This window comes from Amycolatopsis thailandensis (assembly GCF_002234405.1).
In the GTDB taxonomy this organism is placed as follows: Bacteria; Actinomycetota; Actinomycetes; order Mycobacteriales; family Pseudonocardiaceae; genus Amycolatopsis; species Amycolatopsis thailandensis.
The window spans coordinates 17,543-33,022 of record NZ_NMQT01000035.1; the positions used below are offsets into that span (position 1 = coordinate 17,543).

Consider the following 15,480-nt stretch of genomic DNA (forward strand, 5'->3'; position numbering starts at 1 on the left):
TCTGGAGCGTCGAGCACCTCGGCGATCCGCCGTCAGGACGCCCGGCCATCCACCTCCAGCGCACCGATGACGCGGCGATCGAGCGGATCTTGTCGAACCTGGTCACCGCAGCCGAGAATTCGACCATTCCCACAAGTTGGTTGGAGGACGTGATCGAAGACGAACTCTGCCACCTCCCCGCGAGGGAGCTGGCGAAGCGGCTACGCACCTGTGAAGTCAGCGCGCGGGAAGTGGTGACAGCCCATCTCGACCGCGTCGAACGGGTCAATCCCGGGATCAACGCGATAGTCACGCTGACCGCGGACCAGGCCCTCGCCGACGCCGCCGAGGCCGACGAACGGCTGGCCCACGGCGAGGAAGTCGGGCCACTGCACGGGATCCCGGTTGCCCACAAGGACAATCACGACGTCGCCGGCGTGCGCACCACCTATGGTTCACCGCTGCTCGCGGACAACGTCCCGACCGCGCATTCGCCCATCGTGGAACGAATGCGCGCCGCGGGGGTGATCACGCTCGGGAAAACGAACATCCCCGAGTTCGGCGCGGGTTCGCACACGATGAACCCGGTCTTCGGGGCGACTCGCAATCCGTACCGGCCTTCGCTGTCCGCCGGTGGCAGCAGCGGCGGGGCGGCCGCGGCACTGGCCGCCGGGCTGCATCCGCTCGCCGACGGCAACGACATGGGCGGTTCGTTGCGCAATCCCGCGTCGTTCTGCAACGTGGTCGGGTTGCGGCCGTCCCCCGGCCGGGTGCCCTGCGGACCCGACGGCCTCCCGGCCTCGTGGCTCGCCGTGCACGGCCCGATGGCCCGCACCGTAGGGGACGTCGCGCTCCTGCTGTCGGTGATCGCCGGCTACGACCCCCACAGCCCGTTCAGCCTCCGGGAGCCGTCCGAACCGTTCGCGGAACCGTTGGACACCGACCTCACCGGGCTGCGGGTGGCCTGGTCCCCCGACCTCGGCGGGCTCCCGGTCGACCCCGCCGTCAGTCAGGTCCTCGAACCGGCGGTGAAGGTGTTCGGCGACCTCGGCTGCGAGGTCGAAGAGGCCACGCCCGACCTCACGAACGCGGACGAGGTCTTCCGGACCCTGCGAGCCCGGATCTTCCACCTGAACCTCGGCGCGCTGGCCGAGGCCCATCCCGGTCGGATCAAGAAGACCCTCGCCGACGAAATCGCGTACGGTGGCACACTCGGTGGGCAACGGGTGGCGACGGCCAATCTCCTCCAGACCCGGCTCGTCGCTTCGACGCGGGAGTTCTTTTCGAAATACGATCTGCTGCTCGCTCCGGTCAGTCAGGTGCCGCCCTTCCCTGTCGAGTGGGAATACCCGGAAACCGTCGCCGGGCACGAAATGCGCGACTACATCGACTGGATGCGGTCGTCCTCCGCCATTTCGGCCACCCGATGCCCGGCGATCTCCGTCCCCGCGGGCTTCACCGCCGATGGCAGTCCGGTGGGATTGCAGATCATCGGCCCGCACCGAGGTGAACTGAACCTGCTTCGCGCGGCCCACATGTTCGAGCAGGCGACGCGGTACGGCGAAGGTCGACCTGAGCTTCCCTGATCGCGACGACCACGGTGACTGATCGCGATCTCGACCGTCCACAAAGGACAATTTTTCAGCTGGAACCCGTTTTGAGGGACCCATTGTCGCGTCGGGCGGGTGAGCGGAGTCCCGAGACAGCCGACGCCGAAGCACATGGACAGGGACGATGCACCCTGGCAGGACCCAACGTCGCGAAAGCCACTTTCGGGACGCCTGATGTCCCGAAAGTGGCTTTCGCGACACCCGGAACCAGCAGGGGCACGAGCGATGAAGCATCGCTACCTCACATTTCGGCCCAACAACCCTCCCTACCACTCACGAGCACGCGCGGAACCATTCGAACGCATACTTACGCCACCAATACCCCACGTGGCCGCTCGGACTCACACGGCCCTGACACTAAAGTCGAAACACTTTTCACATTCGCACATGTGTTCGATTTCCGGTATTCTTGCAGGGTGTCCAGTCAGCGAATCCTCGAGCCGCCGCGGGAGTTGTGGCGTGCCGGTGCGCGGGAGCTCGCGCACGGTGTGGTCGAGCGGTTGTCGCTGGCGCGGCAGGCGCTGGCCGAGGTCGGGCAGTTCCTGGTGGAGATCGAATCCCGGGGCCCGATGGAACTGTTCGGGCACGGCTCGACCGCGGGCTGGTTCGCCGAAACCGCCCGGATCAGCCCGAAAGAAGCCGGTGCGACCGTAGCCCGAGCCGTGGCGCTGAACGAGGGCCTGAATCTGGACGGCACCCCCGCACCCGCCTTCGCCCCCATCGCCGGTGCCGCCGCGGCCGAGGGCGACCTCGGGCATCAGCAGCTGGATCCGATCCTCGCGCTCCTGAAGAAGATCCCGGCGGATGTGTCAGAGGAGGACCGGTCGGGCGCGGAGCGGATCCTGGTGAATCTGGCCCGCCACGCCGGTCCGCACGAGATCGGCAGGATCGGCGCGGAGCTGCTGGCTCATCTCGATCCTGATGGGAACGAGCCGAAAGACGACGATCTGCCGCCGCCCTCACGTGAGGTGCATGTGCGTGAACGTGAGGATGGCTGGTGGCGGCTCCATGGGCTGCTGGATCCGGAGTTCGGTGCTCGGGTGAACGCCTTGTTCGAGACCTGGGGGCAGCGAAGACCGGTCGACGAGGACGGTAACCGCGATCCCCGCACCCCCGGCGAGCGCCACGGTGACGCGTTGTTCGACGCGATCCACTACGCGATGACCAACGACAAGGCTCCGACCCTGTCTGGGGACCGGACCACGATCGTGGTCACGATCCCCCTGGAGACACTGACCTCAGGGCTGGGGATGGCGTGCGTGGACGAGGTCACCCGGATCACCGCCCGGCACGTCCGGATGCTGGCCTGCGACGCGAAGATCATCCCCGCCGTGCTCGGGTCGGAAAGTGAACCCCTCGATATCGGCCGGGCGGCCCGCACTGTCACCCCCGCGCAACGCCGGGCTTTGAACCTTCGTGACCACGGGTGCGCTTTCCCCGGTTGTCATCGCAAGCCCAAGCACTGCGAGGCCCACCATATTCTTCCGTGGGGTGAACTCGGTGACACCGACCTCGGCAATCTGTGTCTGCTGTGTCGCTATCACCATATGGTCATCCACGGCCAATCCGGCTGGACAGTCCACCTCGCCACCGACGGCAGGCCTGAGTTCGTTCCACCCCAATACCTCGACCCACTACAGAAGCCACGCCGCTGAACCCGAGGGAGCCCGCCACCACCACCGGCGACGGGCCCCTCGGCCTGCCCGAGGCACAGGCGGAAACCCGAAACGCAGCTGTTTCCGGCTTCAGCGAATCCCGCGACGCCGGTTCGCCGCGACCAGCGCGACAACACTCAGCGACGCGGTCGCCATAAGGCAGTAGCCGGGCGAAACCGGCGAACCGGTGGCCGCGATCATGATCCGGATCCGGCCGTGCCGGCCGGTCGGTCGGTCAACAGCCTCACGATCGGCGTCACCACGGTCAGGATGGCGGCGGGTGATCATCAGGGCGACGAATGACCAGCGCTCCCCCGGCGATCAGCAGACCGCTCCACTGGAAGCGGAACAGCGTCGGACGGGCGTCGTCTTCGGTGAATCCGGTCGCGTGGCAACGGTTTCGGCGGCGGGTTCGTCGACGTGACGCCGGATGTAGCAGCCGACTGGGCCGACCGGCAACCCGAAGACGAACGGGATCCAGCAACCCCACGACGTCATCGCATCGGTGGTGAGCGAGGCGGTCGGCGTAGGCGCCGAGCACGAGACCGCCGAGCGGGCGCACGAGGAACCTAGTCCCGAAGACCGCGGATGCCCGGACGAGCTGGACGGCGGCGTTCCCGCCGGGAAAGAAGATCTTACCGATGTGGGCCGCCATCAGGCGCGTACACGCCGAGGTCGAACCATTCGAGCGCGTTGCCGATGCTGGCCGCGGCGATGGCGCGCCGCGTCGACGACGGCGTCCGATCGCTCGTCACGCTTCCTCGCCACGCCTGCCGAGGGCGTGGAACAGCGCCGCAGCGAGCACGACACCCTCCCGGGCGATCGGGGCCGACAGGTGCTCGTCGGGCGCGTGTTGCAGGCAGCCGGGGTAGGAATGCGGCAGCCACAACGTCGGCAGACCGAGGACGTCGGTGAACACGTGGTTCGGCAGGCCGCCTCCGAAGCTCGGCAGGATCGCCACCGGGCTATCGGACACCTCGCCGAGGACGCCTTTCGCCCAGTCCACCCAGGGGTCGTCGACCGGAGTACGGCTGGCGACGAAGCTGGCTTCGGCGGTGACGCCGACCATCGGAAACCCCTGCGCGGCAAGGTGTTTCGTGATGGCCTCGCCCACTCCGTCGACGTCGGTGCCCGCCACGTAACGCAGTTGCAGCATCGCGCGGGCCCGGCCGGGGATGGCGTTGACCGGCCGGTCGATGTCGGCCGCGCCGAGTGACAGGACTTCGAGGGTGTTCCAGCCGTACAGGCGCTCGGCCGCGGTCAGCCCGGTGTCGCCCCAGCCCTCGTCCAGCACCGGATCTCCCGGCGTGTTCCCGATTTCGAGGTCGGCGAGTGCCGCGCGGACACTGCCCGGGAGTTCGGGCGGGAGGAGTTCCGGCACCTGGACGCGGCCGTGCCCGTCGACGAGACAGGCGATCGCCCCGGCGAGCGTGGTGGCGGGATTGCGCAGGACGCCACCCCAGTTCCCGGAGTGGTACGCGTCGGGCCGGAGATCGACGTCGAGGGCGATCCGGACGCTGCCCCGCGCGCCGAGGAACAGCGTCGGCGTCGCCGCGTCCAGGCGCGGGCCGTCGGAGGCGATGAGGACGTCTGCGCTCAGCTCTTCCCGGCGCGCCGCGACGAACTCGTCGAGGCCGGGCGAGCCGATCTCCTCCCCGGTCTCGAACAGGAACTTGAGGTTGAACCCGAGCGATCCGGTTTCGGCGAGGAGCAGCCGGAGCGCTGTCAGGTTGATCAGGTGCTGTCCCTTGTTGTCCGCGGAGCCGCGGCCGTACCAGCGCTCACCGTCGGCGGTCAGCGTCCACGGATCCCGGTCTTCGCTCCACTGGCCCTCGTGCCCATCGACGACGTCGGCGTGGCCGTAACACAGGAGCGTCGGCAGCCCCGGGGATTCGATCCGGGTGCCGATCAGGAACGGGCCGCCGTTCGGGTCGGGGTTGGGATACGTCGTCACGGAACAGCCGAGCGCGCTCAGCGCGGGGGTCAGCACCTTGTCCAGGTATGCCTTGATGGCAACGCGCCCGCTCGGATGATCGCTCACCGTCGGATAGCGGACGAGTTCGGCGAGCTCGGCGAAGAAGGCCCCCGAGTCGACGTGCTTCTGGGCTTTCGAGACCAGTTCTGCGGGGATGGCCACGGTGTCTCCGATTCGCTCGTCCGGTGTCGCTGAGGAGCGTAAGACGGTTTGCTTACACCCCGCGTTCTCATCCAGCAAACCTGCTGTTGCCGATCGCGTTGGCGTACTTCCTCGAAAGTCGCCCGCACCGGTTCGGTGTCCGAAGCGGCGACGGAGTTGACGGTGGCGCCCTCGGCGATCAGCCGTCAGATCGCCGAACTCGAGGCTGGGTGCCGCTGTTCGTCCGGCATCCGCGCGGCACGCTGCTGACCTCGTTCGTCCGGCCGCCGGTCAGCGGATCAGCACCCCGGGATTGAGGATTCCGGCCGGGTCGAGGGCGGATTTGGCGGCGTCGAGCGCGGCCGCGAACGGATCGGGCCGCTGGCGGTCGTACCAGGGCCGGTGGTCGCGGCCGACGGCGTGGTGATGGGTGATCGTGCCGCCGTGGCCCGTGATCGCCTCGGAGACGGCGGCCTTGATCTCGTCCCACTGCGCGACCGTGCTCCCCCAGCGCCCGGCGGCGTAGATCCCGTAGTAGGGCGCGGGGCCGTCCGGGTAGACGTGCGTGAAGCGGCAGGTGACGACACCGGCGCCGCCGCACACCTCGTCGATCGCGGCGCGCGCCGCCGAGGTGATCGCGTCGTGGAACTCGTCGAAGGCGTCCCAGGTGCAGGCGGTCTCGAAGGTCTCCACGATGAGCGACCGGCGGGCCAGGGCGTCGCGCTGGTACGGCATCCGCAGAAACGACGAACGCCAGGTCGAGGCGCTGTCCTGGTTCGGGGAGTCCTTGCTGCGCCTGGCTTTCACCACCCCGCCGTGCCCCGAGGTCAGTTCGAGCGCGCGCTCCAGCCAGGTGTCGACCGGATGATCGGCGGATTCGAACGCGACCAGGAGCAGTCCCCCGCCCACACTCGCGCCCGCGTTGATGAAGGCCTCGGCCGGATCGAGGAGACGGCAGTTCGACGGATGGAGCCCGGACTGCGCGATCGCGCGGGTGGCGGCGACCGCGTCTTCCTGTCGTTCGAACGCGACCGACGCGGTGACCTGCCAGACCGGCCGGTCCTGGAGCCGCATCCAGGCTTCGGTGATCACGCCGAGGCTGCCCTCGGAGCCGAGGAACATCCGGTCCGGCGCGGGCCCGGCGCCCGATCCCGGCAGGCGCCGCGATTCGCTGATCCCGGCCGGGGTGACGACGCGCAGCGACTCGGTGAGATCGTCGATATGCGTGGCGAGCGTGGCGAAATGCCCGCCGGCGCGGGTGGCGAGCCAGCCGCCGAGCGTGGAATGGGCGAACGACTGCGGGAAATGCCGCAGGGTCAGGCCCAGCGGACGAAGACGGTCTTCCAGCGCCGGGCCGAAGATTCCGGCCTGGATCCGGGCCGCGCGGCTGACCGTGTCCACTTCGAGCACGGCGTCGAGTCCCGCGAGGTCCATCGACACGGCCGGCCCGTCGAACCGCGGCTCGATCCCACCGACGACGGAACTGCCGCCGCCGTAGGGAATCAGCGGGGTTCCGGAGGCCGTGCACCAGTCGAGGAGGTCGACGACGTCCTGTTCCGTACGCGGGCGGGCGACCAGATCCGGGACGTGGTCGAGCCGGCCGAGCAGGTTGCGGACGACGTCGCGGAAAGCCTTGCCCCGGGCGTGGGACAGCCGATCGACGGGTTCGTCGCTGCACAACGCGGCGAGCGTCGCGGGCGGGCGGATCCGCGACGCGGGTACGTCGAGCTCCGCCGGTTCCGGCGGGGCGTGGTCGGTGAAATCGTGACCGGGCAGGACGCCCGAGGTACGAGCGACCAGCGCGTCGGACTCTTCCCTGGACAGTTCGCCGTCGGTGGTGCCCCAGCCCCACCAGGACCGCTCTTCGGTCGGCACCGTCGCCTCCCTTCGATCTGACTCGCCAGTAAGTTACTTATCAGTCAGTTGCCGTGTCAACGCTCGGGGTCCGCCGCGAGTCGTCCGTCCGAACACACGTGTCGTCCATCCAGTCACACGTGTCGTCCATGGGGTCACCTGTGTCGTCCGTTCGGTCACGGGGACGACCGAGCTGGGCCCCCGCCGCACTCGCTCCCTGACACACAGGACAGCTCTGCCGCCCAGGACCGATTGGAGGCCTTCGACGCTTTACAACGTTGTATCAACGATGTAAAAACGTCCTGACGGCCAGCCGTGGCCCGGCTCACACCGGTTCCCACCGCCACGGGGTCGTGGTTTCACGCCTGCACAGTCCAGCGGGAGGCGCACCTCCGCCGAGGCGGCCGCCCCCGGAGAAGGGTGTCGAGCAGATGTTGCCAACGTTGTCACCACCACGCCCCCGGAAGCCGAAACGCTTCCGGAAGACACTGGCCACCGCCGTCGCGGTGGCCTCGGCCCTGGCGTTGACGTCGGGCGCCGCGACGGCCGCGGAGAGCGGCTGGAAGATGGGCAAGCCGCGCCTGACCACCCCGTGGACCAACCAGGTCTCGCCGACCAATGCGCTGCCCGAGTACCCCCGGCCGCAACTGGTGCGCGAGAACTGGCAGAACCTCAACGGGGTCTGGGAGTTCGCCGGCGCCGCGCCCGGCGAGGTCCCGCCGTTCGGCGAGAAGCTCGCCGAGAAGATCTTGGTCCCCTACCCCGCCGAATCGGCGCTTTCGGGGATCCAGCGCCACGAGGACTACATGTGGTACCGCCGCACGTTCACCGTGCCCAAGAACTGGAACGTGGGCAGGGACAACACCCTGCGGATCAACTTCGGCGCCGTCGACTACAAGGCGAAGGTCTACGTCAACGGCAAGGAGGTGGCCGCGCATCAGGGTGGCTACGGCGCGTTCTCCGCGGACGTGACCTCGGCGCTGAAACCCAAGGGAGAGCAGGAGATCATCGTCGGCGTCGAGGACCGCGCAGACGCGACCTGGCAGCCCGTCGGCAAGCAGCGCCTCGTCCCCGACCGCGGGATCTTCTACGAAGGCGCCTCGGGCATCTGGCAGACGGTGTGGATGGAACCGGTCGCGGCCAAGCACGTCGGCACGCTCGGCATGGTCCCCGACCTCAAGTCCTCCACGCTCAAGCTCACCGTCGACACCGGCGGCAGCTCCGGGCTGACCGTCGAGGCCGTGGTCCGCGACGGCAGGAAGGTGGTCAGCCGCAGCAAGGCGTCGGCCGCCGGGACGATCTCCCTGCCGGTGCCCAAGGCGAAGCTCTGGTCGCCGGATTCACCGTTCCTGTACGACCTGGACGTCGAACTGAAGGACGGCCGCCGCACCGTCGACAAGGTGTCGTCCTACTTCGGCATGCGCGAGTACGGCACCACGAAGGGCGCCGACGGCAAACTCCGGTTCACCCTCAACGGCAAGATCCTCTTCCTCCAGTCCACTTTGGACCAGGGCTACTGGCCGGACGGCATCTACACCGCGCCGACCGACCAGGCACTGCGCTTCGACCTCGAACAGCACAAGGTCCTCGGCTTCAACACGGTCCGCAAGCACATCAAGACCGAACCCGATCGCTGGTACCACCACGCCGACAAGCTCGGTCTGCTCGTGTGGCAGGACATGCCGTCGATGCGCACCGGTGGCCGCCCGCCCGTCGACGCCCAGCAACAGTTCAAAGCCGAGCTGAAAGAACTGGTGGAGCAGAAGAAGAACTGGACCTCGATCGTCGGCTACGTGCCGTTCAACGAGGGCTGGGCCGAGTGGTCGCGCGAGGAGACCGGGAAGGTCGCCGAAAGCGTCAAGGCCCAGGACCCGACCAGGCTGGTCAACGCGCACAGCGGCGTCAACTGCTGTGACTCGCTCGGCGACTCCGGCAAGGGTGACGTCCTCGACTGGCATTCCTACCCGGGTCCCGCGAAGCCGATGCCCGACGCCAAGCGAATTTCGATCGACGGCGAGCACGGCGGCTACGGCCTCGAGGTCAAGGACCACATGTGGTTCGGCGAAGGCCACGCCTACGAGATGGTGAAGGACCAGGCGACCCTGAACAGCCGCTACGTCCAGAACCAGCGCGACGTGCTCGCGTCGGCTCAGAGCTGCGGCATCAGCGGCTCGATCTACACGCAGATCACCGACGTCGAGCATGAGGTCAACGGCTTCTTCACCTACGACAGGCAGGTGAAGAAGATGGACTTCGCGCAGGTGCGCGCCGTCAACCAGGCGATCATCCGCAACGCCGACGGCAGCGGTTCCGGCGCGCCCGACCCGGGCCCCGGCACTCCGGGGATCACCGGCGTGCACGCCTACAAGTTCGACGAGGGCACGGGATCCAGCGCGGCGGACTCGGTCGGCACCGCGAACGCCACGCTGACCAACACGCAGTGGGCAGGCGGTGTCGAGGGCGGCGCGCTGGCCTTCGCGGGCAACGGGCAAGCCGACACCGGGGCGAACCTCGTCAACACTGCGGGCAGCTACTCGGTCTCCGCGTGGGCGAAGCTGGACGAGGCCGGTGGCGCGTTCCAGACCGTCGTCAGCCAGGACACCGGCCGCGACAGCGCGTTCTTCCTCCAGTACTCCGGACAGGACCAGCGGTGGGCGATGAGTTTCGTCGGTCTCCGCGCCCTGTCGCCGGAGAAGCCGCAGGTCGGCAAGTGGTACCACCTGACCGGCGTCCGTGACGCCAAGACGGGCACGTTGTCGCTGTACGTCGACGGCACGAAGGTCGCCTCGCAGAACGCCTGCTCCGCCGCACCGAGCACCGGCCACACGGTGATCGGCCGCGGCCAGTACGGCGGTCAGCAGGTCGACTTCCTGCGTGGCGCCGTGGACGACGTCCGGTTCTACGACCGGCCGCTGTCCGACGCCGAGGTCGCGACGCTGGCGAAGCGCGACTGATCCAGGACGCGCGGCGCCGGGATCACTCCCGGCGCCGCGCGTCCGTCACCCAGTCCCGCACGACGTCGCCGAGCACGGGCAGCGGCACCTGCCCGTTCCGCAGCACGACGTCGTGGAAGTCGCGGATGTCGAAGGCCTCGCCCAGGCGCTCCTCCGCGAAGGCGCGCAGCCGCTGGATCTCCAGCCTGCCCGTCATGTACGACAGCGCCTGGCCGGGCCATTCGATGTACCGGTCGGTCTCGGACGCCACCTCGACGTCGCTGAGCACGCAATGCTCGGTGAGGTAGTCAACGCATTGCTGCCTTGTCCACCCCAGCGCGTGCAGCCCAGTGTCGACGACGAGCCGTGCCGCGCGCAACGAATCCTCCGTGACCATGCCCAGCCGCATCAGATCGTCCGAGTACAGGCCCATTTCGTCGGCGAGCCGTTCGGTGTAGAGCGCCCAGCCCTCGTCGAACGCCGAGAGCGGGAAGAGCTTTCGCAGTTGCGGCACTCCTTCGAGTTCGGAGGACACGCAAGCCTGGAAGTGGTGTCCTGGAACGGCTTCGTGGAAGGCGACGGACTCCGCGATGAACCGGAACCGCTCGGTCACCCGGTAGGCGTTGGTGGAGTAGACGCCCGGACGGCTGCCGTCGGCCGAGGGCGGCATGTAGTACGCCTGAGCCGCGGACGGACCGTCCGCTTCCGGCACGGCGCGGACGACGCATTCGGCGGCCGGCACCTGACGGAACCAACCGGGCGCGGCGGCCGTGGCCCGCGCGACCGCCTCCGTCGCGGTGGTGATCATCTCGTCCGCGTCCCGCCAGCGCAGCGAAGGATCGGTGCGCATCCGGCGCCGGACCTCGACCGGATCGTCCTCGCCGAAGACGGCGGCGCCGAGCCTCCGGTACTCCTCGTCCAGCGCCCGTCCGATCGCGAGGCCCGTCTCGTGCAGTTCCTCCGCGGAGACCCCGGTGGTGGTGTGCGTCTTGAGCAGCCCCGCGTAGGTCTCCTTGCCGCCCTCCAGCCAGCAGAGCCCGGGCCGGTCGTCGGGACGGCCGTGCCCGGCGATCTCGCGGGCGAGCATGTCTCGATAGGCGGCGAGCGCCGGCCGCACCTTCTCGGCGAACAACCGATCCCGGCGCGCCCCGCGGTCACCGGTCAGAGCCGGGACGAGCAGCGGGTTGGGTTCGGCCGCCAGGAACCGGTCGACGTACTCGACGGCGCTGCGCACCGCGCGTTCCACCGGCGTCCGGCCGGCTTCGATCCCCGCGCGGTGCCGATCCGCCAGCGCCCCGAAGAAGTCCGGGAACGCCGCCAATCTCGTCAGATGATCCTCCTCCGCCTGCTCTCCCGACGGTTCCAGCTGCGGAAGCCAGGACAGCACCCCGACACCCTCGGCCACCATGGGATCGGCGAGGGTGAACTCGCTCTGGCGGGCGTCCAGCCTGGCCAGGAGCGATTCAGTGTGGTGGGCGACTACGCCGAGGGTGATCCGGTCCGGGTCGGTGGACCGGGCGGCGAATCCGGCGATCCGGACGGCCTGCTCCCTCAGGCGGGCGTAACCGGCTTCGGAGACGTCCCGTAACTCGTGATCGTGCCCGGGAATGTTGTCGAAGGTCGCCATCAAAGGCATTTCGGTCGCGAGGAGGTCGAGGAGTTCATCCGCCAACTCCCCAGCTGTCGGCTCATTACTCATATCCGACACCTACCAGACCGGATCCGTTTTCCGCTGGCGTTTTCCCGTTATCCGACCAGGCCGACCACCCGTTCGGTGGGTCCGGTGTACGCGCTCGACGGCCGGATCAGGCTGTTGTCCGCCAGTTGCTCGGCGATGTGCGCCGTCCAGCCGGTGATCCGTGCGGCGACGAAGATCGGCGTGAACACCGGGGTGTCGAAGCCGATCAGGTGGTACGCCGGGCCCGCCGGGTAGTCCAGGTTCGGGTGCAACCCCTTCGCGTCGTACATCGCGCGGGCCAGCGCCTCGTAGAGGTCGAGCAGGTGGTGACCGTCGCGTAGTTCCGCGATCTCTTGCAGGCCACGGCGCATGGTCGGGACACGGGAGTCGCCCTTCTTGTAGACGCGGTGCCCGAAGCCCATGATCTTGCGTTTCTCCGCCAGCGCCGCGGTGAGCCAGGCTTCGGCGTTGTCCGCGGTGCCGATCTCCTGGAACGTCGCCATGACGGCTTCGTTGGCCCCGCCGTGCAGTGGGCCCTTGAGCGCGCCGATGGCCGCGGTGACGGCGCTGTAGAGATCCGACAGTGTGGAGGTGACGACTCGCGAGGTGAACGTCGAGGCGTTGAAGCTGTGCTCGGCGTAGAGGACCAGCGAAGTTTCGAAGGCCCGGACGATCACGGGTTCGGGGACCTCGCCGAGGGTCATGTACAGGAAGTTCTCCGCGTAGCCGAGGTCGTCGCGCGGGGCGAGCGGGAGCAGGCCATGCCTGCGCCGCTGGGTCAGCGCGACGACGGCGGGAAGCGCGGCGAACAGCCGGAGTGCCTTGGCACGGTTGACTTCCGGGCCGTTGTCGTCCTCGTGCGGGTCGTGCGCGCCCAGGACGCTCACCGCGGTGCGCAGGGTGTCCATCGGATGCGCGGTCTCCGGCAACGACAGCAGGGTCAGCACAAGGTCGCGCGGCAGGGCGCGGTGCGCCCGCTCGGCCTCGTTCTGGGCCGCCAGCTGGGACGGCGTCGGCAGTTCGCCGTACCAGAGCAGGTACGCGACCTCTTCGAAGCGGCACTTCCCGGCCAGCTCCTGGACGGGATAACCGCGGTAGGTCAAGGAGTTGGTGTCGGGATTGACCATCGACACCCCCGTGGTGTCGACGATGACCCCGGCGAGTCCTTTGTGGATGCTGGTCATGGTTTCCCCTCAGATGCGGAAGGTGAAGACGTTCTCGTCGAACGTGCTGTAGGACTCGTAGTCGAGCAGGTCGTAGAGGTCGCGCCGATGCTGCATGCTGTCGAGAAAACCCGCTTGCGTACCGTGTTCGGCGATCGCGTTCAGCCCGGTTTCCGCGGCGTGCATGGCCAGCCGCAAGAGCGTGACCGGGTAGATCACGATGTTCACGCCGAGGGACTCCAGTGTTTTCACGTCCAGCAGCTCGCTCTTCCCGAACTCGGTCATGTTGGCCAGGATCGGGACGTCGACGGCGGCGCGCAGCCGGTCGAAGTCGGCGGGATTCCGCATCGCCTCGGGGAAGATGAGGTCGGCACCGGCGTCGGCGTAGGCCTTGGCGCGGTCGATGGCGTCGTCGATGCCGTGGACAGCGGCCGCGTCGGTGCGGGCGGCGATGACGAAGTCCGGATCGCGGCGGGCGGCGACGGCGGCGGTGATCCGCCGGACCGCGACGTCGCGGTCGACGACGTCCTTGCCGTCGAGATGCCCGCACCGCTTGGGATTCACTTGGTCCTCCAGGTGCATTCCGGCGACACCGGCGTCCTCCAGTACCTGCACGGTGCGGGCGGCGTTCATCGGCTCGCCGAACCCGGTGTCGGCGTCGACCAGCGCGGGCAGCGCGGTGACCCGGGCGATTTGCTGGGATCGTCCGGCGACCTCGGTGAGCGTGGTCAGTCCGATGTCGGGCAGTCCGAGGTCCGCCGAAAGGACGGCGCCGGAGATGTAGACACCCTCGAAGCCACGACGCTCGATCAGTTTGGCGCTCAAGGGATTGAAGGCACCGGGAAACCGTTGAAGCGTCCCGGAATTCAGTCCGGCGCGGAAGGCGCTCCGCTTCTGCGCGGCGGAGGGAGCGGCGTGCAGCATCAGAAGATCCCCTTGCTCTTCGGCGCGGCGTCGAGTCCGGCCGGGAGCGCGATCCCGGCGACCTCGGCCGCGTCCAGTTCCGCGAGCCGGGTGACCGTGTCGAGGAACCGGTCTTGGTCGGCGGTGGCGATCACCCCGTCGGCGAGCGTACGGAACTTGGCGATGTACTGCTCGCGGGCGAACGGTCGCGCCCCGGCCGGGTGAGCGTCCGCGACGGCGATCTCGTCGGACAGTACGGTGCCGTCGGCCAGCGTGATCTCGACCCGGCCGCCGAATGCCGGCTCGGGCGCGTGATAGCGGCGGGTCCACTCGGGATCCTCGACGGTGGCGACCTTCCACCAGAGCCCGACCGTGTCCGGCCGGGTCGCGCGTGCCCTGTCGTAGGACCGTTCGTGATGCCAGGCGCCGTCTTGCAGGGCGACCGCGAAGATGTACGGGATCGAGTGGTCGAGCGTTTCCCGGCTGGCGCGCGGATCGTACTTCTGCGGATCTCCGGAACCGGAGCCGATCACGTGATGCGTGTGATGACTGGTGTGGATGAGGATCCGCTCGATCTCGCCGGAATCGCCGATCCTCGGCCCGAGCCGTCGTGCGAGGTCGATCAGCGCCTGGCTCTGGTACTCGGCCGAGTGTTCCTTGGTGTAAGTGTCCAGAATGGACTGCTTCGGCTCGCCGGGTGCCGGCAGCGGCACCGTGTACTCGGCGCCGGGCCCGCTCAGCAGCCACGCGATGAAACCGTCCTCACCTTCGTAGATCGGGCTCGGCGCGCCTTCACCACGCATCACCCTGTCGACGGCCTCGATCGCGGCCTTGCCCGCGAACGCCGGGGCGTACGCCTTCCAGGAAGAGATCTCGCCCTTCCGGGACTGGCGGGTCGTCGTCGTGGTGTGCAGTGCCTGCCCGATGGCCTGGTGGACGGTTTCCGTGTCGAGGCCCAGGAGCGCGCCGAGACCGCCCGCGACCGACGGGCCGAGGTGGGCGATGTGGTCGATCTTGTGTTCGTGCAGGCAGATCCCGCGGACGAGGTTCACCTGGAGCTCGTACCCGGCGACGATCCCGCTCAGCAGGTCCGCGCCGGTGCGCCCGGCGTGCTGGGCGACCGCGAGGATCGGCGGGATGTTGTCGCCGGGATGCGAGTAGTCCGCGGCGAGGAAGGTGTCGTGATAGTCCAGTTCCCGCACCGCGACTCCATTGGCCCAGGCCGCCCATTCCGGTGAATACCGTCCTTCGACGCCGAAGACCGCCGCTCCCGGCTTACCGGGATGGGCCAGCGCCTGGTCGCGGGCGGAGCCGACCGGACGCCGGGTCAGCGACGCGGCGGCAACGGCGGCGTTGTCGATCACACGGTTGATCACCATGTCGGCGACCTCGGAGGTGACCGGGACGTCGTCGGTGGCGACGGCGGCGAGCTTCCACGCGAGCTGGTCCTCGCGGGAAAGCGACTCGGCGGAGCGGTGGGTGCGGACGGTGTGGTCGATCATGGTTCCCCTCGGTTGTGAACCTCGTGGCGCTCTGCCTCTGAGCGTGGCAGCTTCAGGAAGTCCTTGCCACCACTCGACCCTGTGAAG

The 15,480-nt window shown here is 68.6% G+C and carries 10 protein-coding genes; 4 read left to right on the forward strand and 6 right to left on the reverse strand.

From position 1 onward, the window contains the following. Positions 1–140: 140 nt before the first annotated feature. Positions 141–1,565 (forward strand): amidase, encoded by a 1,425-nt coding sequence (locus CFP71_RS11370; protein ID WP_425266612.1) that lies wholly within the window; start codon positions 141–143, stop codon positions 1,563–1,565. 440 nt (positions 1,566–2,005) lie between these two features. Then, on the forward strand, positions 2,006–3,244 hold the full coding sequence (locus CFP71_RS11375; RefSeq protein ID WP_093933866.1) for an HNH endonuclease signature motif containing protein: 1,239 nt from the start codon (positions 2,006–2,008) through the stop codon (positions 3,242–3,244). A gap of 751 nt (positions 3,245–3,995) precedes the next feature. Here the strand turns inward: CFP71_RS11375 and CFP71_RS11380 are convergent. Continuing rightward, positions 3,996–5,381: a M20 family metallopeptidase gene (locus CFP71_RS11380; protein WP_167406082.1), complete on the reverse strand. Its 1,386-nt coding sequence runs from the start codon at positions 5,379–5,381 to the stop codon at positions 3,996–3,998. A 135-nt stretch (positions 5,382–5,516) separates the two neighbouring features. On the opposite strand from CFP71_RS11380, the gene CFP71_RS44895 reads away from it, so the two are divergent. Further along, positions 5,517–5,630, forward strand: a complete 114-nt coding sequence (locus CFP71_RS44895; protein ID WP_244199634.1) for a hypothetical protein — start codon at positions 5,517–5,519, stop codon at positions 5,628–5,630. A gap of 21 nt (positions 5,631–5,651) precedes the next feature. Here the strand turns inward: CFP71_RS44895 and CFP71_RS11390 are convergent, their stop codons facing one another. Next, positions 5,652–7,235, reverse strand: coding sequence for an FAD-binding oxidoreductase (locus CFP71_RS11390; RefSeq protein WP_093933805.1), 1,584 nt, complete (start codon positions 7,233–7,235; stop codon positions 5,652–5,654). A gap of 410 nt (positions 7,236–7,645) precedes the next feature. Here CFP71_RS11390 and CFP71_RS11395 point away from each other — a divergent pair, with 410 nt between their 5' ends. Beyond that, on the forward strand, positions 7,646–10,168 hold the full coding sequence (locus CFP71_RS11395) for a LamG-like jellyroll fold domain-containing protein (RefSeq protein WP_244199635.1): 2,523 nt from the start codon (positions 7,646–7,648) through the stop codon (positions 10,166–10,168). Positions 10,169–10,190: 22 nt separating this feature from the next. Here CFP71_RS11395 and CFP71_RS11400 read toward each other — a convergent pair whose 3' ends face one another. From CFP71_RS11400 to CFP71_RS11415, 4 genes are read right to left on the reverse strand one after another with little or no spacing between them, the layout of a single operon-like run. Beyond that, the gene (locus CFP71_RS11400; RefSeq protein ID WP_093933806.1) at positions 10,191–11,846 is read right to left on the reverse strand and encodes a DUF885 domain-containing protein; all 1,656 of its coding nucleotides are present in this window, start codon (positions 11,844–11,846) and stop codon (positions 10,191–10,193) included. A 47-nt stretch (positions 11,847–11,893) separates the two neighbouring features. Further along, the gene (locus CFP71_RS11405; protein ID WP_093933807.1) at positions 11,894–13,009 is read right to left on the reverse strand and encodes a bifunctional 2-methylcitrate synthase/citrate synthase; all 1,116 of its coding nucleotides are present in this window, start codon (positions 13,007–13,009) and stop codon (positions 11,894–11,896) included. 9 nt (positions 13,010–13,018) lie between these two features. Beyond that, on the reverse strand, positions 13,019–13,912 hold the full coding sequence (gene prpB, locus CFP71_RS11410; protein ID WP_093933808.1) for a methylisocitrate lyase: 894 nt from the start codon (positions 13,910–13,912) through the stop codon (positions 13,019–13,021). After that, positions 13,912–15,393: an MmgE/PrpD family protein gene (locus CFP71_RS11415; protein ID WP_093933809.1), complete on the reverse strand. Its 1,482-nt coding sequence runs from the start codon at positions 15,391–15,393 to the stop codon at positions 13,912–13,914. Before CFP71_RS11415 ends, prpB begins: the two co-directional genes overlap by 1 nt. Positions 15,394–15,480 lie beyond the last annotated feature (87 nt).

Coding starts and splice junctions, on each gene's coding strand:
- CFP71_RS11395 (WP_244199635.1), top strand. CDS start 7,646: ATGTTGCCAACGTTGTCACCACCACGCCCCCGGAAGCCGAAACGCTTC.
- prpB (WP_093933808.1), bottom strand. CDS start 13,912: ATGCTGCACGCCGCTCCCTCCGCCGCGCAGAAGCGGAGCGCCTTCCGC.
- CFP71_RS11400 (WP_093933806.1), bottom strand. CDS start 11,846: ATGAGTAATGAGCCGACAGCTGGGGAGTTGGCGGATGAACTCCTCGAC.
- CFP71_RS11405 (WP_093933807.1), bottom strand. CDS start 13,009: ATGACCAGCATCCACAAAGGACTCGCCGGGGTCATCGTCGACACCACG.
- CFP71_RS11415 (WP_093933809.1), bottom strand. CDS start 15,393: ATGATCGACCACACCGTCCGCACCCACCGCTCCGCCGAGTCGCTTTCC.